This is a genomic window from Mucilaginibacter flavus, from assembly GCF_030409315.1.
Lineage (GTDB): Bacteria > Bacteroidota > Bacteroidia > Sphingobacteriales > Sphingobacteriaceae > Mucilaginibacter > Mucilaginibacter flavus.
The window spans coordinates 1-18,973 of the sequence record NZ_JAUFPS010000078.1 but is presented as its reverse complement, the minus strand read 5'-3'; the positions used below and the strand labels follow the sequence as shown (position 1 = coordinate 18,973).

Here is an 18,973-nt window from a genome sequence, read left to right as displayed (position 1 = left end):
GCGGAGGTAATCCGGATATAGTATTCCGATGATTGATTTTTATTCAAGGTTTCGAACACTCAAGGTTTTAAACCCATCGCTATTTGCAAATGCCATGTAAAGCACATACCCGTTGTAACATTTTACGCCCATAATCTTTAATTAGCCAAATATTTTGTTACTTGTAAAAGCTTTTCAAAAACCGGGTATGCACAGAAGAAACTTCCTTAAAACAGGCTCATTAGCAGGGTTAACTATCTCAACTTTAGTTGCGACATCATGTAGCGCGCCGTCTGCTGACGGTAAAAAAACAGACAGCACAGCTACCGACAGTAAAGACGATTTGTTTGAACTATCTGAAGCGACCATCACCGGTTTGCAGGAAAAAATGAAATCGAAACAATACACCTCGCGCCTGCTTACCGAACTGTACCTGAAACGCATTGACGAAATAGATAAAAACGGACCGAAACTAAACTCGGTTATCGAACTGAATAAAGACGCCCTCAATATGGCCGACGCTATGGATAAGGAGCGTGAAAAAGGTAAGATCCGCGGTCCTTTGCATGGTATCCCGGTGCTGATTAAAGACAACATCAATACAGGCGATAACATGCATACCACGGCGGGAGCATCGGCCTTGGGCGATAACTTTGCCAAGCAGGATGCTTTCATTGTTCATAAATTACGGGAAGCGGGCGCGGTGTTATTAGGGAAAACCAATTTGAGCGAATGGGCCAATTTCCGGTCAAACCATTCCACCAGTGCCTGGAGCAGCCGGGGCGGGCAAACCAAATGTCCATACATTCTTGATCGCAACCCAAGCGGATCGAGCGCCGGTTCGGGGTCGGCTGTGGCGGCCAATTTGTGCACCATAGCAATAGGTACTGAAACGGATGGATCAATAGTATCCCCATCATCAGTAAATGGCCTGGTGGGCATTAAACCAACTGTGGGGCTATGGAGCAGGAGCGGCATTATCCCCATATCTAAAACACAGGATACTGCGGGCCCAATGGCCCGCACGGTAAAAGATGCCGCCATATTTTTAGGCGCGCTGGCCGGTGTTGATCCACAGGATAGTTTTACCCTGGCCGGCAAAGACAAAGCCGAAACCGACTACGCCAAATTTTTAGATGCCAATGGCTTACAGGGCAAACGCCTGGGGATCGAAAAATCGGCTTTAGTAGGTAGTCCGGCTATGGAAGCGTTATTGCAGGATGCCATCAAAGTTTTGAAGGCCAAAGGCGCTACCATTGTTGAAATAGAACTATACAAGCAGCTTAAAGACATCGGCAAAAATGAGTTTACGGTTTTAGTTTATGAATTTAAAGACGGGGTTAACCAATACCTGAGCAACGCCAACAGCAAAATGAAAACACTTGCCGATGTTATTGCTTTTAATAAGCAGAACGAGGCTAAGGCCATGCCCTTTTTTAAACAGGAAACTTTAGAATACGCCCAAACCAAGGGCGATTTAAACAGCAAGGAGTATCTTGATGCGGTAAAGCAAACCAATGCTGGCACCCGCCAAGTGATAGATAAAATATTGACTGATAATAAACTGGATGCTATCATCGGCCCAACCAACGGCCCCGCTGTTTGTATCGACCTGGTGAATGGTGATTATGACAATGGCTTCGGTTTTTCGGGCCCGGCGGCTATGGCTGGTTACCCGCATATTACCGTGCCTATGGGCCTGGCGCATGGTTTGCCTATCGGCCTGTCGTTTTTCAGCACGGCCTGGCAGGAGGGCGAAATCATTAAATTAGGTTATGCGTATGAACAAGCCAGCAAAAAAAGAATTAAACCTTTGTTTAAGGTTGATCTGTTTAGTTAATTAACTTTGGCAGTACAAACCAGGCTCAATCAAAACACCCATTTATCTACCCTATGGAATTTGGCAAAGTATCACCAGAACAGTTAGCTTTAGTTGATTTTACCTTACCCGCGGATACTGAACTTACCATCAGTACGCTTGCCGCCAATAAAAATAACGAGCCGTTGCAGGTACATGTTGGCTGTGCCAAATGGGGACGTAAGGAATGGGTAGGCCAAATTTATCCACCCAAAACCAAGGACGCCAATTTTCTGGACGAGTATGTAAAGCATTTTGATTGCATTGAACTGAACGCCACCTTTTACAATGCCTACCCGCCCGAAACCATAGCCAAATGGAAAGATAAAGCGCTAAGCAATCCCGATTTTAAGTTTTGTCCTAAGTTTACCCAAAGCATCAGCCACATACGCCGACTTAAAAACGCCGAGGATATTACCACCAGTTTTTACCAAAGCATGCTGGCTTTTGGCGAAAAGTTAGGTCCGCTGTTTTTGCAGTTGAGTGATAATTATACGCCGAAAAGCTTCCCTGAGCTGAAAGCCTACCTTGAATCATTACCTAAAGATGTTCCAGTTTTTGTGGAGCTGAGGCATAAGGAGTGGTTCTCGGTAAAAGAAAACAATGAAAAGATTTTCCAACTGTTTCATGATTTGAATATCGGTTCTATCATCACAGATGCTTCTGGCCGCAGGGATGTGGTACATATGACTTTACCTACACCGCATGCTTTTATCCGTTTTGTGGGCTGTACCGATAAAGAAGGCGAATACAGTATTGATAAAGCACGTTTAGACGAATGGGTTGCCCGCATTAAAGAATGGCAGCAACTGGGCTTAAAATCGGTATGGTTTTTTATGCACCAGCACGATGAACGCTTCTCGCCGGTATTGTCCGACTATGTGACCGATGAACTCAACAAAGCCTTAGGCATCAATCTACTTCGCCCTAAATTTATTGAGCAGCAGGCCAGCATGTTTTAACTGGCAACCATGCCCGATATTACGTTGATGCTTAAAGCTACGATAGCCGTATTGAAGGCAAAGGAGATCATCCCATGAATCCAGGCTAACCTGCGGATCTGGCGACTGGAAATTTCGATATCGGATACCTGGAACGTCATCCCCAACACAAACGAAAAGTACACAAAATCAAGATAATCAGGATCTTTTTCATCGCCTGGGAATTGAAGCCCGCCTAATTGTTTTTTCTTTCCGTCATCATCCGTATCCGTGGTATAAAACATATGCGCGTAACGGAGGGTGAAAATGGTATGCACCAACATCCATGAGGTAATCACCGATGCCATACCCAACAAAACGTGCCCGGTTACTACCTGTGGTGATAGTTGTTTTGATGATTTGAGCAGGAAAAAGATAGCCAGCATGCTCACCAGCGACGAGATAAGCACAAAAACGAAAATCAGCGTACGGCTTGTATCTTCAATTTTGGCTATAGCCCTTACCTCTTTGGGATGCGAGGATAGGATAATGATCCAATCCATAATGATGATGGATACCGCAAAGGCTATCCAGGTGATAAGGATTACCGCCGGTACACTAAACTTACCCCAAACAAAAAAGAATAACACCAGGGCGCTTATCGCCATGGAAATCAGCAAACGCTTATGGGTATCTAAGCGAAACCATATTTTTGATTTTACACGGGGTTTTGCAGGCATATAAGGTTTATACTATGGTAAGTACAAAGTAAATATGGCGATGAATTATGTAGAAATGATGAATTGCGGCAAATTAATCTTCTTCCTCAATAATCCAGGCCACGCGACCAACCTGTCCGTCATCTAACTGCACCTTAATACCACGGGAGTGATAAGCCGCGCTGGTTAGCAAACGTTTTACAAAACCACGGGTAAGCGTACCGCTCCGCTGATCCTTTTTCAGGATAATATCAACTTCTAATCCCGGGTATATATCGCTTCTGTTTTGTCCGTTCATAAGCTTTACTTTACCAGCCCCTTGATCGCTCCATCAACTTTGGCAAAATCAAAATTGCCAATCAGCTTATCAAAAGCCGCGGTAATATGGTCATTGCCCAGGTTGCCTATGCTGCCTTCGTGGGTGTGATTAACGGTTTTATCGGGATTAAAATCACCCTGCTCAATGGCCAGGCCAATTTGTTTGTAGGCATCACGGAAAGGCGTACCGCTTAATACCATGCGGTTTACTTCCTCTACGCTAAACAGGTAAGCGTATTTAGGATCGTTAAGGATATTGGCATTAACAGTTATGTTTTGCAGCATAAAGGTGGCCATATGCAGGCAGTTCTTTAAATCAGCAAAGGCCGGGAAAAGTAATTCTTTAAGCAGTTGCAGTTCGCGGTGATAGCCCGATGGCAGGTTGGTGGTCATCATGGCTACATCTGTAGGCAGGGCCTGCAGGCGGTTACATTTGCCTCGCATAATTTCCCAAACATCGGGGTTCTTTTTATGCGGCATAATGCTGCTGCCGGTGGTTAATGTATCCGGGTAACTTACAAAAGCAAAATTCTGGCTCAGGTAAAGCGCCTGGTCCATAGCCATTTTGGCCAATGTAGCGGCGATGGATGATAAAGCCTGCGCTATAATACGCTCGGTTTTACCACGACCCATCTGGGCGTATACCACGTTATAATTAAGGCTATCAAAGCCCAGTAATTCGGTTGTTAAAGTACGGTTAAGCGGGAACGACGAACCATAACCGGCAGCCGAACCCAAAGGATTTTTATTGGTGATTTTGTAAGCAGCCAATACCAGCTCCAGGTCGTCGGCTAAACTTTCGGCATAAGCACCAAACCACAGGCCGAAAGACGACGGCATAGCCACCTGTAAATGCGTATATCCTGGTAACAGTACATTTTTGTGCTTTTCACTCAGGGTTATCAGTTGCCTAAACAGGGTTTCGGTTTCCTCAACCACCTGTTGCAGCTGGTGACGGAAGAAGAGTTTTAAATCTACCAAAACCTGGTCGTTACGGGAACGGCCGGAGTGGATCTTTTTGCCGGCATCGCCAATGCGTTGGGTAAGCAGCATTTCTACCTGCGAGTGCACGTCTTCTACCCCATCTTCAATGGTAAAGCCGCCCTGCTCAATATCGGCATAAATGGCTTTCAGCTCACGCTGAACAAGATCAAGATCGGCGGTATCCATCAGGCCGATGCTGTGCAGCATGCGGGTATGGGCCAGTGAACCCAGTACATCAAAGGCAGCCATTTCCTCGTCAAATTCACGATCGCGGCCCACGGTAAAATTCTCAACCAGTTCATTCACACTGGTAGTTTTTTGCCATAACTTACTCATGCTGCAAAGATGTGGATTTAACAGCAAGTAGCAAGTATCATATGGCAACATTTTGAAGCAATAGCTTAGCCATGAGGGTTCCAAGACCCTTAAAAAAATAGGGGGCAACCGGAATGGGTAGAACACATGGAACACCAGGATCGCCTTTTTACCTCACTATCAGAGAGTTATATTTTCTGAAGTATAAAATTCATTGAAACAGCTTAAATATTCACTATCAGCAACTTACATAACATTATCAATTCAAAGTCGAAAAAAACGGTAAAAAGCGAACGTTTGTGTCACCATGTGTTTATGGGTCAAATTTTGAATGTTAAAATTTGAAATCAATTTATCAATTTAGGTAAACGCTGATAACGTTAGACGATGCAGACTTTACCATTCGACACCGGCGGAATTGTTCCTGTTTTATAAAGACCAAAAAAAGCTTATTTTTGATCTTTGGACATGAATGAAAAACATCAAAGATGAACTACAAAATATCATTCTCGGAGATGAATTTACTGGCAAAGCAAGTAAACTCAAAAAAGTGCAATGTTTCCTTAAATCAAATGAAGGAACAGGCTTCCCAGCTGAAAAACAGCAGCAATTCAAAGGTGAAGAAACAGCAAAACTCTTAGCTTTCGCCGAACAGGAAAGCCTTTTCTATACACCAGCAATACAGGCAAGTGATTTTATCAGCGAGGGGGCCGAGCAAAAGGTATATCGGTTTGATGAAGCTCATGTCCTCAAAACCAACAGCCGCATTTTTTATGAAAATTGGTTAGATTATTTCAATAGCCTACTTATCCACAATTACTTTTTCCCTGCCACGGCTTATACTTTTCTTGGTTTCAAAATGATCAATGGAGAACTGAACGGCGTGGTTTTACAGGATTTTATCGTGACAACCGAATTGACTGATCTAAATGCTGTTAAGGAATTTTTAGAGTTTAATCATTTTCAAAATAACCGAAATAATGATTATATCAACAACGGATTGGGCTTGATTTTGGAGGACCTTCACGATGAAAACGTATTGTCTGCCAATGATGTGCTTTTTTTTATCGACACTATTTTTTACATAACACCGGACTTTTATATTTCTTGATTGCAGTAAAAAGCGCAAGTTTGTGTCATCCTCCCCAATGCGCAGGGCCCGCGCTAAAACCTCCAATGTACTCCCCCTTACCGCTTCATAATCTGCTTCCTTACCCGGCTTAATGCTTCGGCGGTGATGCCCAGGTAAGAGGCGATCATACTAAGGAGATTGTTGGAGTTGTCTCCAACAACCTCCTTACCGGCGACATTTAGTTGAACCGAAATACTTTTTATTGCCGACTTGGATGTTGAGGTGTATATAATACATAGGCCACCCGATTACTCCAATTTTACACAGCAGTGAAAAGGCGGTTTCATTTTGTGCGACTTAATTATGGGTACTGAATTTGTTGGAGACAACTCCAACAAAGTGCGGGTTCGATTTTAAATAGCGATGAAAGGCAATTTCGATTCCTGCAATCTAATAACATGTAACGGGTTTATTGAAGACAAACCAACAAAGTACGGGTAAAGAACACCAGCAAGGGCAAAATTCTATATTCATCCGGAAATCGTTCACCAAAATAAAAGCCTTTAATCTTTCAATCAAAGGCTTTTATTGTATTGTGATCCCAACTGTACGGCATTTAACAATACCGGGGTTATTAGATGTCTGAAACCAAAAAGCCCGCTTTTGCTGCAGCGGGGAATTGGGTACTGATGCTAACATCTTCGTCGCATACCAACGGCTTTGTAAAGTCTACATCTACGGGGTCCCCCTCATTTCCATTCATTATGATAACCACGCTCTGATGTCCGGTAACGGTATAGGTACTTTTGAGCTGCCACCACATATATGATGCCTTTGGGACCTGCGTTTTGACATTGAAGGTTTTCTTTTTGGTAACCACCTCGGCAAGTGTCACTTCCGCCGAAAGCTCCAGGGTCAGTTTTGCGCCAATATCTATAAGTGATCCCACCTTTAAACCAAGCGAGGCCGAAAATTCCTCGCGGGCACCAACGCTTAGCGCCACACCAATACTCACAGATTCCTCTTGCGAAAAAGGCGTATCAGGCGTAATAGTGCAACTGGTTACACGTACCCATTGTTGCTTGAATTCTAATTGCTGCCTGGTAAGCCGCTTTTCTACAACAACATGCATGCCCACCATCTTGGCTTCCATCAAAACTGTAGTTTGATCAGGCAAGGGTATTTTCAATAGCACCTGGGCAGGCGGCGGGCCTGGAAAGTCATTTAATCCGTTGGGTGCCGGTGGATCCGGCAATAATTTAATCGTTGGCATCGTCATAATATGAAGTTTTTAAGTTACTGCAAATTAGAACGTTGTCATTTTACACAACAGGGTAAAAAGCACCTTTTTATAAGAGAAGAAAAGGGTTTAAGAAAGGTGCTGCCTATCCTGCGGTAAGCACTATACCACCACCTGGCACAAGTGTTTGCGGTTGGCCACTACCTGGCTCAATCTACCGTTTCACTATCTGCTTTCTTACCCGGCTTAATGTTTCGGCGGTGATGCCCAGGTAGGATGCGATCATACTTTGCGGAACGCGGGTTGCTAAATGCGGAAATTTTTCGAGGAAGCTTAAATATTTTTCCTCGGCGCTTTGGCTAATAAAGGTATGGATGCGGTTTTGGGCTACGTTGAAGCTTTTTTGCAATATGGCGTTAATCATGTTGTTAAACGGGGGCACATCCTGGCATAAAACATCAAATTTATCCCGACTTATCAGCACCACTTCCGAGTCTTCAATGGCATCGATATTGTATATGGATGGCTGGCCGGTTTGCAGGCTTTCGCGGTCGCCTATCCACCAGTTTTCTATCGCGAAATTTAAAATATGTTCCATTCCTTTGTCATCAACGGTGTAGCTTCTTAAACAGCCGCTGCTAACAAAAACATGGTTTTTCATTACATCGCCTTCCTGCAAAAGGTATTGCCGCTTACGCAGCTTTTTGATAACCACGGCAGCTACCACTGTTTCCAGTTGTATGGCGGTATAGTTTCCTTTGGTTTGTAAATATTCTTTAAAAACGTTTATCACTTTCGGCGGTATCAGGTAATTAAATAACCCACTAAAGATAATAAACTATTTTTTACGTGCCCGATTTAGCCACCGGGCTGTTGATATAAATCAAGGGCATTTGTTACCATATATCAATGGCAGGCGCCCACGTAATAGGCATATTTGTACTGTTAAAACAACATCACCATAAATAAATACAGCAATGAAAACCGCAAAAGAATTATTATTAGCTTACCTGGAAAATATTGGTAACCCCGATTTACAAATTGAATTATTTGCTGATGACGCTGTGCTTGAGCTACCTTACCTGACCAGCATTGGCCTGCCTGCCCGCTGGGAAGGCCGCGAGGTGCTGCACAACTTTCTGCGCAATCTGCCCAAAACTTTCCCTGGCTTTAAGTTCAAAAACATCCAGATCCATATTGACACTCCCGACCAGGCCTTTGGCGAATATGAAGCCACTGCCACCATCGCATCAAACGGCAAACCTTATGAGCAACATTACATGGGCCGGGTAGTAGCCGAAAACGGAAAAATAAAATTGATTCGCGAAGCACTGAACATGGTTCCTGTTCTCAGGGAAATCAGAGGAATCAACATTGCTTAAATAAATCCCGGAGTATTAGCCGGCGCCACCTGCCGGTAAATATCACTGGTTATCAATTGTCAAGCCCTGGAATTTTCCGCCCTGTTGAAATCATTTTAAACTAAATACCAATCATCGTGTTATAAACTTAAAATAACATCAACATGAAAAATCCATTTGTAAAACAAGATCATACTTTACTTATCGCGTCAATTGCCATCGGTGCCCTTGCTGCCAGTGCTATTACCTACCTGTACTTAACAGATAGCGGAGCTGAGGCGCGTGAGGAAATTAAAAAAACGATTAAAAAGCAATTCAAAAAGACCGCTGCAGAAGTGATTGAAAAGAAAACCAAGCTTGGCAAAAGAGCAGCTAAAGTAGTAGCAGATCATGCTATAAAATAGAGTTAAGAATCAAGATTGGGATGTAATATTAAAAGTTCACCTAAAATAATAAAGCCGTTAAACCACGGCTTTATTATTTCACTATAAATTGTACCTGCTGTTAAAAACCGCTATTGAAAGCGGAAGAGAAAGCATAAATCAAGCCTTGGGTTGAAGGATTTTCGGTTACACTGAATAATCCGTAGGTCAATGTCCAATCTATAGATTGATTTACGTTAATAGAGTACGTACCTACCGAAGTATCGCCCGAGCCTGCTTTATCAAATACCTCAAGCACCATGGTTTGCGCCATGTTTTGCAGCATATCATCTTCTACAGGGTATTGCCAGTTTACAAAGTTTTGCGATAACTGCTGTTTCAGCTGCGTAATTGCGGCCTCAACAGTTGGATCTGAAGGCTGTGCCCCGGCACCTGTACCGCAATAATTATTAACAAGTCCATTATCTGAGTGTACGCCCGTATCTCCAACATAAGTGCTTGTAAAAACGGCCTGCGATTTTGCAAGCGCTGCTTTCAGCGTGCTTTTAATAAGCGGACCAAGATCCTGCTGATCGTCACTTAAAATTAACGATCTTTCCGGCGAATAACTTTTATGTAAACCAACGGCGTACCCATGCAATGCCGGTGCTTTTATTGCCGGAGAAGCCGGTACTGCAAAATTTGTTGCCAATGTAGTAAGCTGGGCTGCAGTGGCGGTTGCATCGGTAACTGTGCTGGTTATAGCACCTATAATTCCATCAATGCCGGTGGTAATGGCACTCATAATTTTTCCCATGATTTCTATTTTTTTTGTTGTTTTTTACCTACTCTGTTCAGGCTTTTCGGTATCTGCCTTTTTTGTCATCCAGGTTAAAAGCGCTTTCTTGTTTTGATTGACAATTCAAAGTAACAGCATATAGCCGGGCGCTGTAAGCGCAGTAATGCGGATAATATAAATCAGGTAGTAATACGGGGTGTTAAAGTAATATTACGTACGGTGGGATTAAATCACCTCAATAAGCTGGTGTTTAACCGCGTACAATACCAGGCCGGCGGTATTGCGGCTTTGGGTTTTAAGGAGCAGGTTATTACGGTGACCTTCAACCGTGCGGATGCTTAAAAATAGTTTTTGGGCAATCTCGGCACTCGCATATTCTTTACAGATAAGTTCAAGCACCTCCTTTTCCCTGTTAGTAAGCTCAAAAGGCGAAGTGCCGAAAGCGGTTACACTTTTATTACGTCGGGCCGCGCCGTTTTGGATAGCCGCCAATGTGTCCCTGTTAATATAATAGCCGCTGTGCTGAACAGTTTGTATGGCGGTAATCAACTCTTCCTTATCACAATTTTTGAAAAGATAGGCCGATGCTCCAGCCGATATCATTTTTGCAATAAGCCTTTCTTGCGAGTGTACAGACAGCACCATCACCTTTATTTGTGGATATTGCTCACGCAAAACCTGGTTAAGTTCAATACCATTCATCCCCGGCATATTCATATCCATCAACAATACCTGGGGCAACAAAGGGATATTTTTAAAAATATCAACCAAAGCTGCCGCGCTATCCGCATCGGCAACCAGCTCAAAATGAGGCACGCTATTGATAAGTATAGCCAGGCTTTGTCTGAAAATATTCTGATCGTCAACAATAGCAACTCTTATTGGCTCCATTTTAAATTTTATCGGCTGCAAGCCTTATGTGCATATTAAATCCTGTGCTACCCGGCGTATCAATCTCATAAACAGCGCCAATAACGTTAAGCCTGCTTTCTATATTTTGGCGCCCCATCCCCTTCTTCGCTTTATCGGCAGCAGCTATTCCCTGCCCGTCATCGTGGTAATTAATCAGCAGGCAGTTTTCTGCCAGGTCAAAATTAATATTTACCACACTGGCATTGGCGTGTTTCATGGTGTTATTTAACAATTCTTCCAAAACCCGGTATAACGACAGGGATACATCAATGCCAAGTTTATCGGCATATGAATTGGTATTATCAAAAATATTTACCTGCAACCGGCCCGTTGAAGTTATAAACTCGCCTAAATCTTCCAGCGTGCCTATAAAACCATATAGCTCAATACCTGGCGGCGACAGGTTGTGCGAAATATGCCTTACATCCTGCACAATTTTATCTATCTGATTTTTACAGCTACCAGAAAATTCACGGTTGATAGCTGTTGCAGCATCATTAAACATTTCGATAGTGATGCGCAAATTGGATAGTGCCGTGCCAACATCGTCATGTAAATCCTGACCAATGCGTTTACGCTCGGCTTCCTGCGATACAATAATGGTTTTCATCAAATCCTGCTGATGCCGTATTGCCACCTGTTGTAACTCACTTTGTTTTTTTAACAGTTTATTTTGATTACGAATAAAAATAAGCACAAAGGATACAACCAGCATAAACAAACCGCCCATGCAAATTAGCAATAACACATAAATATTATCCTTCATTTTTTATCTGCAAAAAACCTACCGCCACCATCAGGTACATCAGTAATACAAGGGTAGCATGAATGCCCCCAAAAATGAAATAGAGATTATCGCTCGCTTGTTGAGCAATAAGGTTCAAAAAAGCAAAATAAATTAATGAACTTGAAAAGTAGATTAATAAGCCCGTAACTATCCAGTTTATTGGCATGGTTACCCATGGTTTTTTATTTTCCTGGGTAGTGTAATTAAAAAAATAATACATACACAAGCCAATTACTATTAGCGCAGCAATCGGCCTTGGATAAGAATTATATTCGTGTATATCCTGTATAAAAATAAAATCAAGTACACTTAAAAAAGGAAATAAAATAAACAATATCCAAATAACCCGCAACACCCGGAAATCGCTTACAAACGATTGAAAAAACTTAAGGATAAATAAGTATTCTACAATTGTATAGAAGTGTAATAATGGTAAATTATTGATGTGGCGCAGCCCAAGTATTCGCTCGACCACATCAGTTATACCAGCGAAAAGCAGATATATCAGGATTGGTTTTGCAAATGGATACTTATAAACTATTTTTATCAAACCGGCACCTATTGGTATTAAGACAGATGCCGGCACGATAACAGATTCAAATACGTGCTTCATCGTAGTAAATAATAGCTAACTACGAAACTGGCAAATATAGTTCACTACTGGTATCACAATATTTAGGGCAAGGCGTAGTAAAATCGTAAATATTGGTATCGTTAGGGTTGCTTGCGTCTATATGCACTGCATCAGTATGCGGTGCTGATTTATGTACTTTTAAAACGGGTACAACAAGGCCGCGCACCTCATCTGGCGTGGCAGGCATCGGGATTGCCTCGCCACCTAAACCAAAATATACCCTGATGCCAACCAGTTCATCCTTTTTATAGTGTTTCTTGCATTCTTTTTGCAAGGCTTTAATATCATCAAAAGAAATATAAATAGCCCGCGGGATGGATTCGGGATTTTTTTTAAAGCCAGGTATTTTAAGCATAGCCTGCAGCCACCTGTCAATACGGATTTTTGCAAGCTCAAGACTAATGGTTGTTTTAGGCGGATCGCTTTTGTGTTTAGTTTTAGGTGTCATTTTATCGGGGGTTTATTATTTAATAAGAAATATTTTCAGGTAATAGAAAAACATTTTTCACTTGTAAATGACAAGCGTAAAGCAGGGAACACCATTGCTAATTTAATATTATTTTGTAATAAGTATTAAGGCAAATAAAGATTAAGGAATCTTCTTTAAAATCACCAAACAGCAGAATTTTGACTGGGCATTTTATTGGTTGCTTATGTGGACCGTTGGTTGAAAACCAACAACGATGACTTGAAATATGATGTGTTTGGTTTGCCTCTTAACGATCCTGGTCGGAAATGATATTGACAAAACTTTAAAAGGCTATCTATAAACCACTACGAGTTGCCCCTATTTATTTTTATTTAATTTTTCAAAAAGCTTTTTATCAGACTCATTCGGCAGATTTTCGCTTTTTAAACCTGATGTATCGGTTGTATCTGACTCCATTTTTACATTACCTTTTACCAGCTGGTTTTTAAAAAATTCAAAATCCTTCTTTTGATCATATAAATAATCCTGAAGCTGGCGGTCATACTCCGACCGAACAGAACTGGCATAATTTGATCCGAGCATTAAAAAGAAACATAAGGAAATCATAATAATAAGCAAAACAAATCCATCCTGTAGCTTACTTTTATCGGTAAAAACAAAAACGTAAACCATAAATCCACCAATAAATGTAAGCAAGGCCGGAATTACCAATCCAATTACCGGGCTTTCGCTTAAGCCTATATGTAAACCTATGGTCAATCCTAAAAATGAAAAGGCAATCGCTACAAGCAAAAAGTAGGCAGTATTTTTTGCTGCCGGGCCTCTTTTAAATAGTCTGAATATGCCAAATAAGCTGCACCAAACTACCACAGCCACAAGGTACAGCCATAAGTAATCTGAAAAGTGATATTGAAACAATTTCATCACAACTTGTTTGTTTGAGATTTCACAACGTCGCCTCCAGGCGCGCCTCGTAGTTTTTTTATTATAAATGATTCGGCTACTGTTGGTTTTATTTTGATAGTATAATCGTTAATAACACCAGTCCCTAAGTCTTCTTTTTTAAAACCTATTTTTTGCCCTTTTCCCAACTGCGAATTTTGATCATAAAAGTAAAAGTCTTTATCATCTATATAAAACTCTTCAGAGCCTTTTCGCACAATTCCGGTTCCGGTAGCGTAATAATAGTATTCATTTTTAAGGTTATTTCCGGTTATCAGTATTTTGGTTTCTCCATCTTTTAACCGCGTCCAGCCTTTTGAAATATGATGCCCATTTTCAATATACCCAAATGCAAGGAAAATTTCAACGCCAGAATTATTGGACACTTTTAAATCGGCAATAGCTTTTTGCGAAAATGTGTAACTGAATAAAATCAGTAAAGGGAATATCTTTTTCATGACAAGTTCAAGGTTCCATAAAGCTAATTACTAAATAGTTAAAAAGCAAACCTTGAAAAATACTTACCAATAAAGCAACAGTCTATCGGTATAAGCAACCCCTTAAACTAAACGCAAAAACGATAGATGTCTTGACTATTGTTTCTTTTAAAAACTTAAAATCTCGGCTATCTCGTCAAACCCTTTTTCCAAAGCCAGATCTGCGGGTAACTTTCCGCCTTCCATGCGGGTATTTACTTCGGCACCGTGTTCTAAAAGGAGGATGAGCAGTTCCAGATTGCCGTTTTGGGCGGCGGAATGTAGTGGGGTTGCACCGGCTTGCTGTTTTACGTTGATGAGCGCGCCGTTTTCAATAAGCATGCGGGCGGTTTGTGTATAGTTACCTGCGCAGGCCGAATGCAGCGGGTACACGTGAAAACCATTACTCGATGGTCGGTTTACGTCGGCACCTTTCAATATCAGGTAGCGGGCCGCATCATAATGGCCAAAGTAGCAAGCCAGGCCAAGGGCGGTAAACCCATCGGCGGCGTAATCATCAAGCGATAAGGGTTTTTCGTACACAATGTTGGCCATTACATCCAGCTTTCCGGCTGCGGCGGCTTCAAACAGGGTAAGATCGGTAATGTATTTTAACAATACCCCGGTAACCGCGGGTTGCTTGTAATAACAGGACAACATAAGCGGCGAAACCCCATGACTGGTAGTGGTTACAGCCAGCTTTGGGTTTTGCATAAGTAATGCTTCCAATTGGGGTAAATTGGCGGTGGTGATGTATTCCTCCAGCGTTTCGATGCTCATGTTACAATATAAATTGGCGCTGTTTTGCTATTTTGAGGGCAAGTTGCAGCCCGTTTACCAATTATACTAAAAAATTAAAAATACACCTAACTATTTGCATATTCTGCTAACTTTATACTTCGGCTTTAGCCAGTCTGGGTGCCGGGTAGCGAGGGAAGTTTATACAGATATGTTGTTTTTGTAAAAATACATAGGTGAAAATTTATGTAAGTTTGCAGTTAAAGGATGTTACATCAGGATGCCGGTAAAAGGAAATCAGTTTAAATCAAATAGTTTTAAGGACGATGATCAGCCCCGCCAAACCAGCGGCAAGGCTGATAAGGAACGGGGAATAAAAAAGGCGCTGCCCAAAATGCCGCGCTTTGATTTTGATATGGAAAACGGCCGTACGGCAAAAATAGCGGGCTTGTTTTCGCTGTTGCTGTCGGTTTATTTTTTAATCGCCTTTACCTCCTACCTGTTTACCTGGCAGGAAGATCAAAGTTACATATCGCAAACCAATGGCGGCTGGCATAACCTGGCCACCGGCCAAACCATGCACGAAATTGCCGATGCGAGCACACCCGTTATCGCCCAAAACTGGCTGGGAAAATTTGGCGCGCTGCTAAGTAATCAATTCATTTATGAGTGGTTTGGGGTAGCATCATTCATTTTCATTTTTATATTTTTTGTATTGGGTTACCGCCTGCTTTTTAAGGTAAGGTTGTTCTCTATGGTGAAAACCCTGGCTTATTCTATTTTCTGTATTGTATTTGTATCTACCGCTATAGGTTATTTCCACGCTTTTATAGCCGATTACCCTCACTTTTTGGAAGGCGGCTTTGGCTACTGGTGCAACCGATTGCTTGACGCGCAAATTGGCCCTGCGGGTACGGTTGGCTTGTTGGTTTTCCTGGCATTGGCGGTATTGGTTATCGCTTATAATATCGATTTTAAAATTCCATCGCGCAAAGCAAAGGCAATTAACTCAACGCCGGTTGCCGGAGTTACACCTGAGCCGGTTGAGCTTATCAATGACGAGGAAGATATTGACATACCTGTTGAATGGCCACGCGGCGGCCGTGTAAAAGATGTATTGGCAGCCCAGGTAAACACCGTAAGGCCCGAGCCGGTTATAGAGGTGCAGCCTACTATACAGCAGCCACCCATGATACAAACGCCAACATATCATGAGCCTATTGTACTAACCCCTACCAGCACCGCTGCAAAACATGAGCCCGAAGAGGAAGACGAAATACCGCTTACCATTGATGTAAACCGCCCGTTGCCCGAGCTGGCTGTTGAAAAAGCCGACGATGTAAAGGCGCAGGAACTGGTAGATAAGTTTGGCATTTACGATCACAGGCTCGATCTGGCATCGTACAAATTCCCTCACCTCGATTTGTTAGAAAACCATGGTTCGGCAAAAATTTCGGTTAATGCCGAAGAACTGGAAGCCAACAAAAACAAAATTGTTGAAACGCTTAACCACTACAATATTGAGATTGATAAAATAAAAGCCACCATTGGACCAACGGTTACTTTATATGAGATAATCCCGGCCCCGGGTGTGCGGATTTCCAAAATTAAAAACCTGGAGGATGATATCGCCCTGAGCTTAGCCGCTTTGGGTATCCGTATCATTGCGCCTATGCCGGGTAAAGGTACCATTGGTATCGAGGTACCAAATTCGAGTCCTGAGATGGTTTCGATGCGATCTATCCTCGCTACCGAAAAATTTCAGACCACTACCATGGATCTGCCCATCGCGTTGGGTAAAACTATCAGCAACGAAGTATTTATTGCCGATCTGGCTAAAATGCCTCACTTACTGGTAGCAGGTGCCACCGGGCAGGGTAAATCGGTTGGTATTAATGCCATCCTGGTGTCGCTGCTTTACAAAAAACACCCTGCCGAACTGAAGTTTGTACTGGTTGACCCTAAAAAGGTGGAGTTAACGCTTTTCCGCAAAATAGAAAGACATTTCCTGGCCAAACTACCTGATGAGGCTGATGCCATCATCACCGATACCAAAAAGGTAGTAAACACGCTTAACTCCCTTTGTATTGAGATGGACCAGCGTTACGACTTGTTGAAAGATGCCCAGGTACGTAACCTAAAGGAATACAATGCCAAGTTTGTTAACCGCAAAATAAGCGATCCCGAAAAACACCGTTACCTGCCATTCATCGTATTGGTGATTGACGAGTTTGCCGATTTAATGATGACCGCCGGTAAAGAAGTTGAAGTACCGATAGCCCGTATAGCCCAGTTGGCCCGTGCGGTGGGTATTCACCTGGTTATTGCTACGCAGCGTCCGTCGGTAAATATTATTACAGGTACCATTAAAGCCAACTTCCCATCAAGGTTAGCCTTCAGGGTATTATCTAAAATAGATTCACGTACAATATTAGATGCCGGCGGTGCCGATCAATTAATTGGTCGTGGTGATATGTTGTTCTCTACAGGCAGCGATCTGATTCGTTTACAGTGCGCTTTTGTTGATACACCGGAGGTGGAGGCGATATCGAACTTTATTGGCGAGCAACGTGGCTATCCTACCGCCTTGCTATTACCGGAGTATTTGGGCGAGGGTGAAACCAGCAGCCCTAAGGAATATGATCCGGATGACCGTGACCCGATGTTTGAAGAGGCCGCCCGTTTAATTGTACTGCATCAGCAGGGATCAACCTCTTTAATTCAGCGTAAAATGAAATTAGGCTATAACCGTGCCGGCAGGATTATCGACCAATTAGAAGCCGCCGGTATAGTTGGTCCGTTTGAAGGCAGCAAGGCCCGCGATGTGCTTTATCCGGATGAGTATAGCCTGGAGCGCTACCTGGAAACTTTGCAGAAACCAAAGGATTAAACCAAAAACAATTTATTAGCTCTAACCATTAACTATCATAACAAATTAGTTGTTGAACATAAAACAACCCATGAAAAAAATAATTCTATATACCCTGTTAGCTTTAAGTACCTGTACTACCGCATTTGCTCAAAAAGACGCCCAGGCCAAAGCCATCCTGGCCCAGGTAAGCCAAAAATATAAATCGTACGATGTGATCAAAGCCGATTTTAGCCTCACTTTAGATAACCAGCAAGCCGGCGTTAAAGAAACGCAAACCGGTACCCTGATATCAAAAGCGAAAGCCGGCAAATATAGAGTAACATTGTACAGTTCGGCATCGGCTAAAGATGTTGATAAAGAGATCATCAGTGATGGCAAAAGCCAGTGGACCTATCTTAAAAAAGATAAAGAGGTACAGGTTGGCGATGCGGCCAAAGGTGGCGAAGGCTTAAGCAACCCTTCACAAATTTTCACCATTTACGAAAAAGGCTACAAGTACCTGTACACCGGCGAACAAAAAATTGCCGGCAAAGCCTATCAGGTAATTGACCTTACACCCGAGAATGAAAAACAAAGCATTTTTAAAGTAAGGCTTTTGGTTGATAAGGTAAAAAAGCGAATTTACAACGCCCTTTTGTTTGATAAAAACGGCAACAAGTATAACTATACCGTAAAGGCGTTTACACCAAACGCGCCAATTACCGATAGCACATTTGGCTGGGACGCCAAAGCACATCCTGGTGTTGAAGTGGTGGACCTGCGGTAGATATGAGACGTGAGATTTGAGATCTTTAAGCGGCGATGATTTTGGGAATCATCGCCGCTTTTTCATGCATCATTCTATGTAGTGATGGGTTTTAAATTTTGAGTTTGCTACAGATTTAAAAGAGCGGGGATCGTGTGATTCCTTCCTTGGGGAAGGAGGAGGAAGGGGTTTAATTCGCCATTCATCACCGAATTTCTTGTCGCTTTTAGAAACCCCTCCCTGCATTTGTGCACATTGCCAACCGCCCCCCTCCCGTTGGGCTACTGTGTGTACACATCTTTTACAATAAAGAAAAATGTCATTTCGAACGAGCAAGCGCCGGGAAAAGCGTGGCGCGAGGAGAAATCTTGTACGATTTGTATGGCCGAATGCCCGCTTTTAGAAGATTTCTCCTCACCTCCGGCGGGCAATCCCACCCTGGTTCGTTCGATTTCTATGATCTAAGCAAGTGTTTTCTGATACTTTTTTTCGTAAGCCCTGTTTTGATTA

Annotated in this window: 20 protein-coding genes; 7 read left to right on the top strand and 13 right to left on the bottom strand. The window is 42.6% G+C overall.

Going from position 1 to position 18,973, the window contains the following annotated elements; translation table 11 throughout:
- Positions 1-187 precede the first annotated feature (187 nt).
- A complete protein-coding gene (locus tag QWZ17_RS24085) occupies positions 188-1,819 on the top strand; it encodes an amidase (protein ID WP_290307882.1) in 1,632 nt (543 codons plus the stop codon).
- Positions 1,820-1,872: 53 nt separating this feature from the next.
- A complete protein-coding gene (locus QWZ17_RS24080) occupies positions 1,873-2,799 on the top strand; it encodes a DUF72 domain-containing protein (RefSeq protein WP_290307881.1) in 927 nt (308 codons plus the stop codon).
- On the opposite strand, the gene QWZ17_RS24075 is transcribed toward QWZ17_RS24080, so the two are convergent.
- The 3 genes from QWZ17_RS24075 to argH all read right to left on the bottom strand — a co-directional run bounded on the left by QWZ17_RS24075 (position 2,796) and on the right by argH (position 5,114).
- Positions 2,796-3,497, bottom strand: coding sequence for a DUF1345 domain-containing protein (locus QWZ17_RS24075; protein ID WP_290307880.1), 702 nt, complete (start codon positions 3,495-3,497; stop codon positions 2,796-2,798). The two genes, QWZ17_RS24080 and QWZ17_RS24075, sit on opposite strands and share 4 nt — an antisense overlap.
- 73 nt (positions 3,498-3,570) lie before the next feature.
- Entirely contained in the window at positions 3,571-3,774 is a 204-nt protein-coding gene (locus tag QWZ17_RS24070) for a YwbE family protein (protein WP_290307879.1), read from the bottom strand.
- A 5-nt stretch (positions 3,775-3,779) separates the two neighbouring features.
- Entirely contained in the window at positions 3,780-5,114 is a 1,335-nt protein-coding gene (gene argH / locus QWZ17_RS24065) for an argininosuccinate lyase (RefSeq protein ID WP_290307878.1), read from the bottom strand.
- A 451-nt stretch (positions 5,115-5,565) separates the two neighbouring features.
- On the opposite strand from argH, the gene QWZ17_RS24060 reads away from it, so the two are divergent.
- Positions 5,566-6,204, top strand: a complete 639-nt coding sequence (locus tag QWZ17_RS24060; RefSeq protein WP_290307876.1) for a putative polyvalent protein kinase domain-containing protein — start codon at positions 5,566-5,568, stop codon at positions 6,202-6,204.
- Between the two features lie 595 nt (positions 6,205-6,799).
- On the opposite strand, the gene QWZ17_RS24055 is transcribed toward QWZ17_RS24060, so the two are convergent.
- Positions 6,800-7,444, bottom strand: a complete 645-nt coding sequence (locus tag QWZ17_RS24055) for a hypothetical protein (protein ID WP_290307875.1) — start codon at positions 7,442-7,444, stop codon at positions 6,800-6,802.
- 175 nt (positions 7,445-7,619) lie between these two features.
- Positions 7,620-8,198 (bottom strand): Crp/Fnr family transcriptional regulator, encoded by a 579-nt coding sequence (locus QWZ17_RS24050; RefSeq protein ID WP_290307873.1) that lies wholly within the window; start codon positions 8,196-8,198, stop codon positions 7,620-7,622.
- 184 nt (positions 8,199-8,382) lie between these two features.
- On the opposite strand from QWZ17_RS24050, the gene QWZ17_RS24045 reads away from it, so the two are divergent.
- Both QWZ17_RS24045 and QWZ17_RS24040 read left to right on the top strand, forming a co-directional pair.
- On the top strand, positions 8,383-8,787 hold the full coding sequence (locus QWZ17_RS24045) for a nuclear transport factor 2 family protein (RefSeq protein WP_290307872.1): 405 nt from the start codon (positions 8,383-8,385) through the stop codon (positions 8,785-8,787).
- Between the two features lie 143 nt (positions 8,788-8,930).
- Positions 8,931-9,170 (top strand): hypothetical protein, encoded by a 240-nt coding sequence (locus QWZ17_RS24040; RefSeq protein ID WP_290307871.1) that lies wholly within the window; start codon positions 8,931-8,933, stop codon positions 9,168-9,170.
- A gap of 100 nt (positions 9,171-9,270) precedes the next feature.
- Here QWZ17_RS24040 and QWZ17_RS24035 read toward each other — a convergent pair whose 3' ends face one another.
- The 8 genes from QWZ17_RS24035 to QWZ17_RS24000 all read right to left on the bottom strand — a co-directional run bounded on the left by QWZ17_RS24035 (position 9,271) and on the right by QWZ17_RS24000 (position 14,888).
- Entirely contained in the window at positions 9,271-9,945 is a 675-nt protein-coding gene (locus QWZ17_RS24035) for a hypothetical protein (RefSeq protein WP_290307870.1), read from the bottom strand.
- Positions 9,946-10,152: 207 nt separating this feature from the next.
- The gene (locus tag QWZ17_RS24030; protein WP_290307869.1) at positions 10,153-10,818 is read right to left on the bottom strand and encodes a response regulator transcription factor; all 666 of its coding nucleotides are present in this window, start codon (positions 10,816-10,818) and stop codon (positions 10,153-10,155) included.
- Position 10,819: 1 nt separating this feature from the next.
- Positions 10,820-11,605 (bottom strand): sensor histidine kinase, encoded by a 786-nt coding sequence (locus tag QWZ17_RS24025; RefSeq protein WP_290307868.1) that lies wholly within the window; start codon positions 11,603-11,605, stop codon positions 10,820-10,822.
- Positions 11,595-12,239: a hypothetical protein gene (locus tag QWZ17_RS24020; protein WP_290307867.1), complete on the bottom strand. Its 645-nt coding sequence runs from the start codon at positions 12,237-12,239 to the stop codon at positions 11,595-11,597. The genes QWZ17_RS24025 and QWZ17_RS24020 overlap by 11 nt, the downstream gene beginning before the upstream one ends.
- 19 nt (positions 12,240-12,258) lie before the next feature.
- Positions 12,259-12,708, bottom strand: a complete 450-nt coding sequence (locus tag QWZ17_RS24015) for a hypothetical protein (protein ID WP_290307866.1) — start codon at positions 12,706-12,708, stop codon at positions 12,259-12,261.
- Between the two features lie 339 nt (positions 12,709-13,047).
- Positions 13,048-13,614 carry a hypothetical protein gene (locus tag QWZ17_RS24010; RefSeq protein ID WP_290307865.1) on the bottom strand — a complete coding sequence of 189 codons (567 nt, stop codon included), beginning with the start codon at positions 13,612-13,614 and terminating at the stop codon, positions 13,048-13,050.
- Complete coding sequence (locus QWZ17_RS24005; protein WP_290307864.1) at positions 13,614-14,090, bottom strand: DUF1036 domain-containing protein; 477 nt, start codon at positions 14,088-14,090, stop codon at positions 13,614-13,616. The genes QWZ17_RS24010 and QWZ17_RS24005 overlap by 1 nt, the downstream gene beginning before the upstream one ends.
- A 147-nt stretch (positions 14,091-14,237) precedes the next feature.
- The gene (locus QWZ17_RS24000) at positions 14,238-14,888 is read right to left on the bottom strand and encodes an ankyrin repeat domain-containing protein (protein WP_290307863.1); all 651 of its coding nucleotides are present in this window, start codon (positions 14,886-14,888) and stop codon (positions 14,238-14,240) included.
- Positions 14,889-15,126: 238 nt separating this feature from the next.
- Between QWZ17_RS24000 and QWZ17_RS23995 the strand changes: the two genes are divergently transcribed.
- Both QWZ17_RS23995 and lolA1 read left to right on the top strand, forming a co-directional pair.
- Positions 15,127-17,736, top strand: a complete 2,610-nt coding sequence (locus QWZ17_RS23995; RefSeq protein ID WP_290307862.1) for an FtsK/SpoIIIE family DNA translocase — start codon at positions 15,127-15,129, stop codon at positions 17,734-17,736.
- Positions 17,737-17,806: 70 nt separating this feature from the next.
- Complete coding sequence (gene lolA1, locus QWZ17_RS23990) at positions 17,807-18,484, top strand: outer membrane lipoprotein periplasmic chaperone LolA1 (RefSeq protein ID WP_290307861.1); 678 nt, start codon at positions 17,807-17,809, stop codon at positions 18,482-18,484.
- The last annotated feature ends 489 nt before the right edge of the window (positions 18,485-18,973 follow it).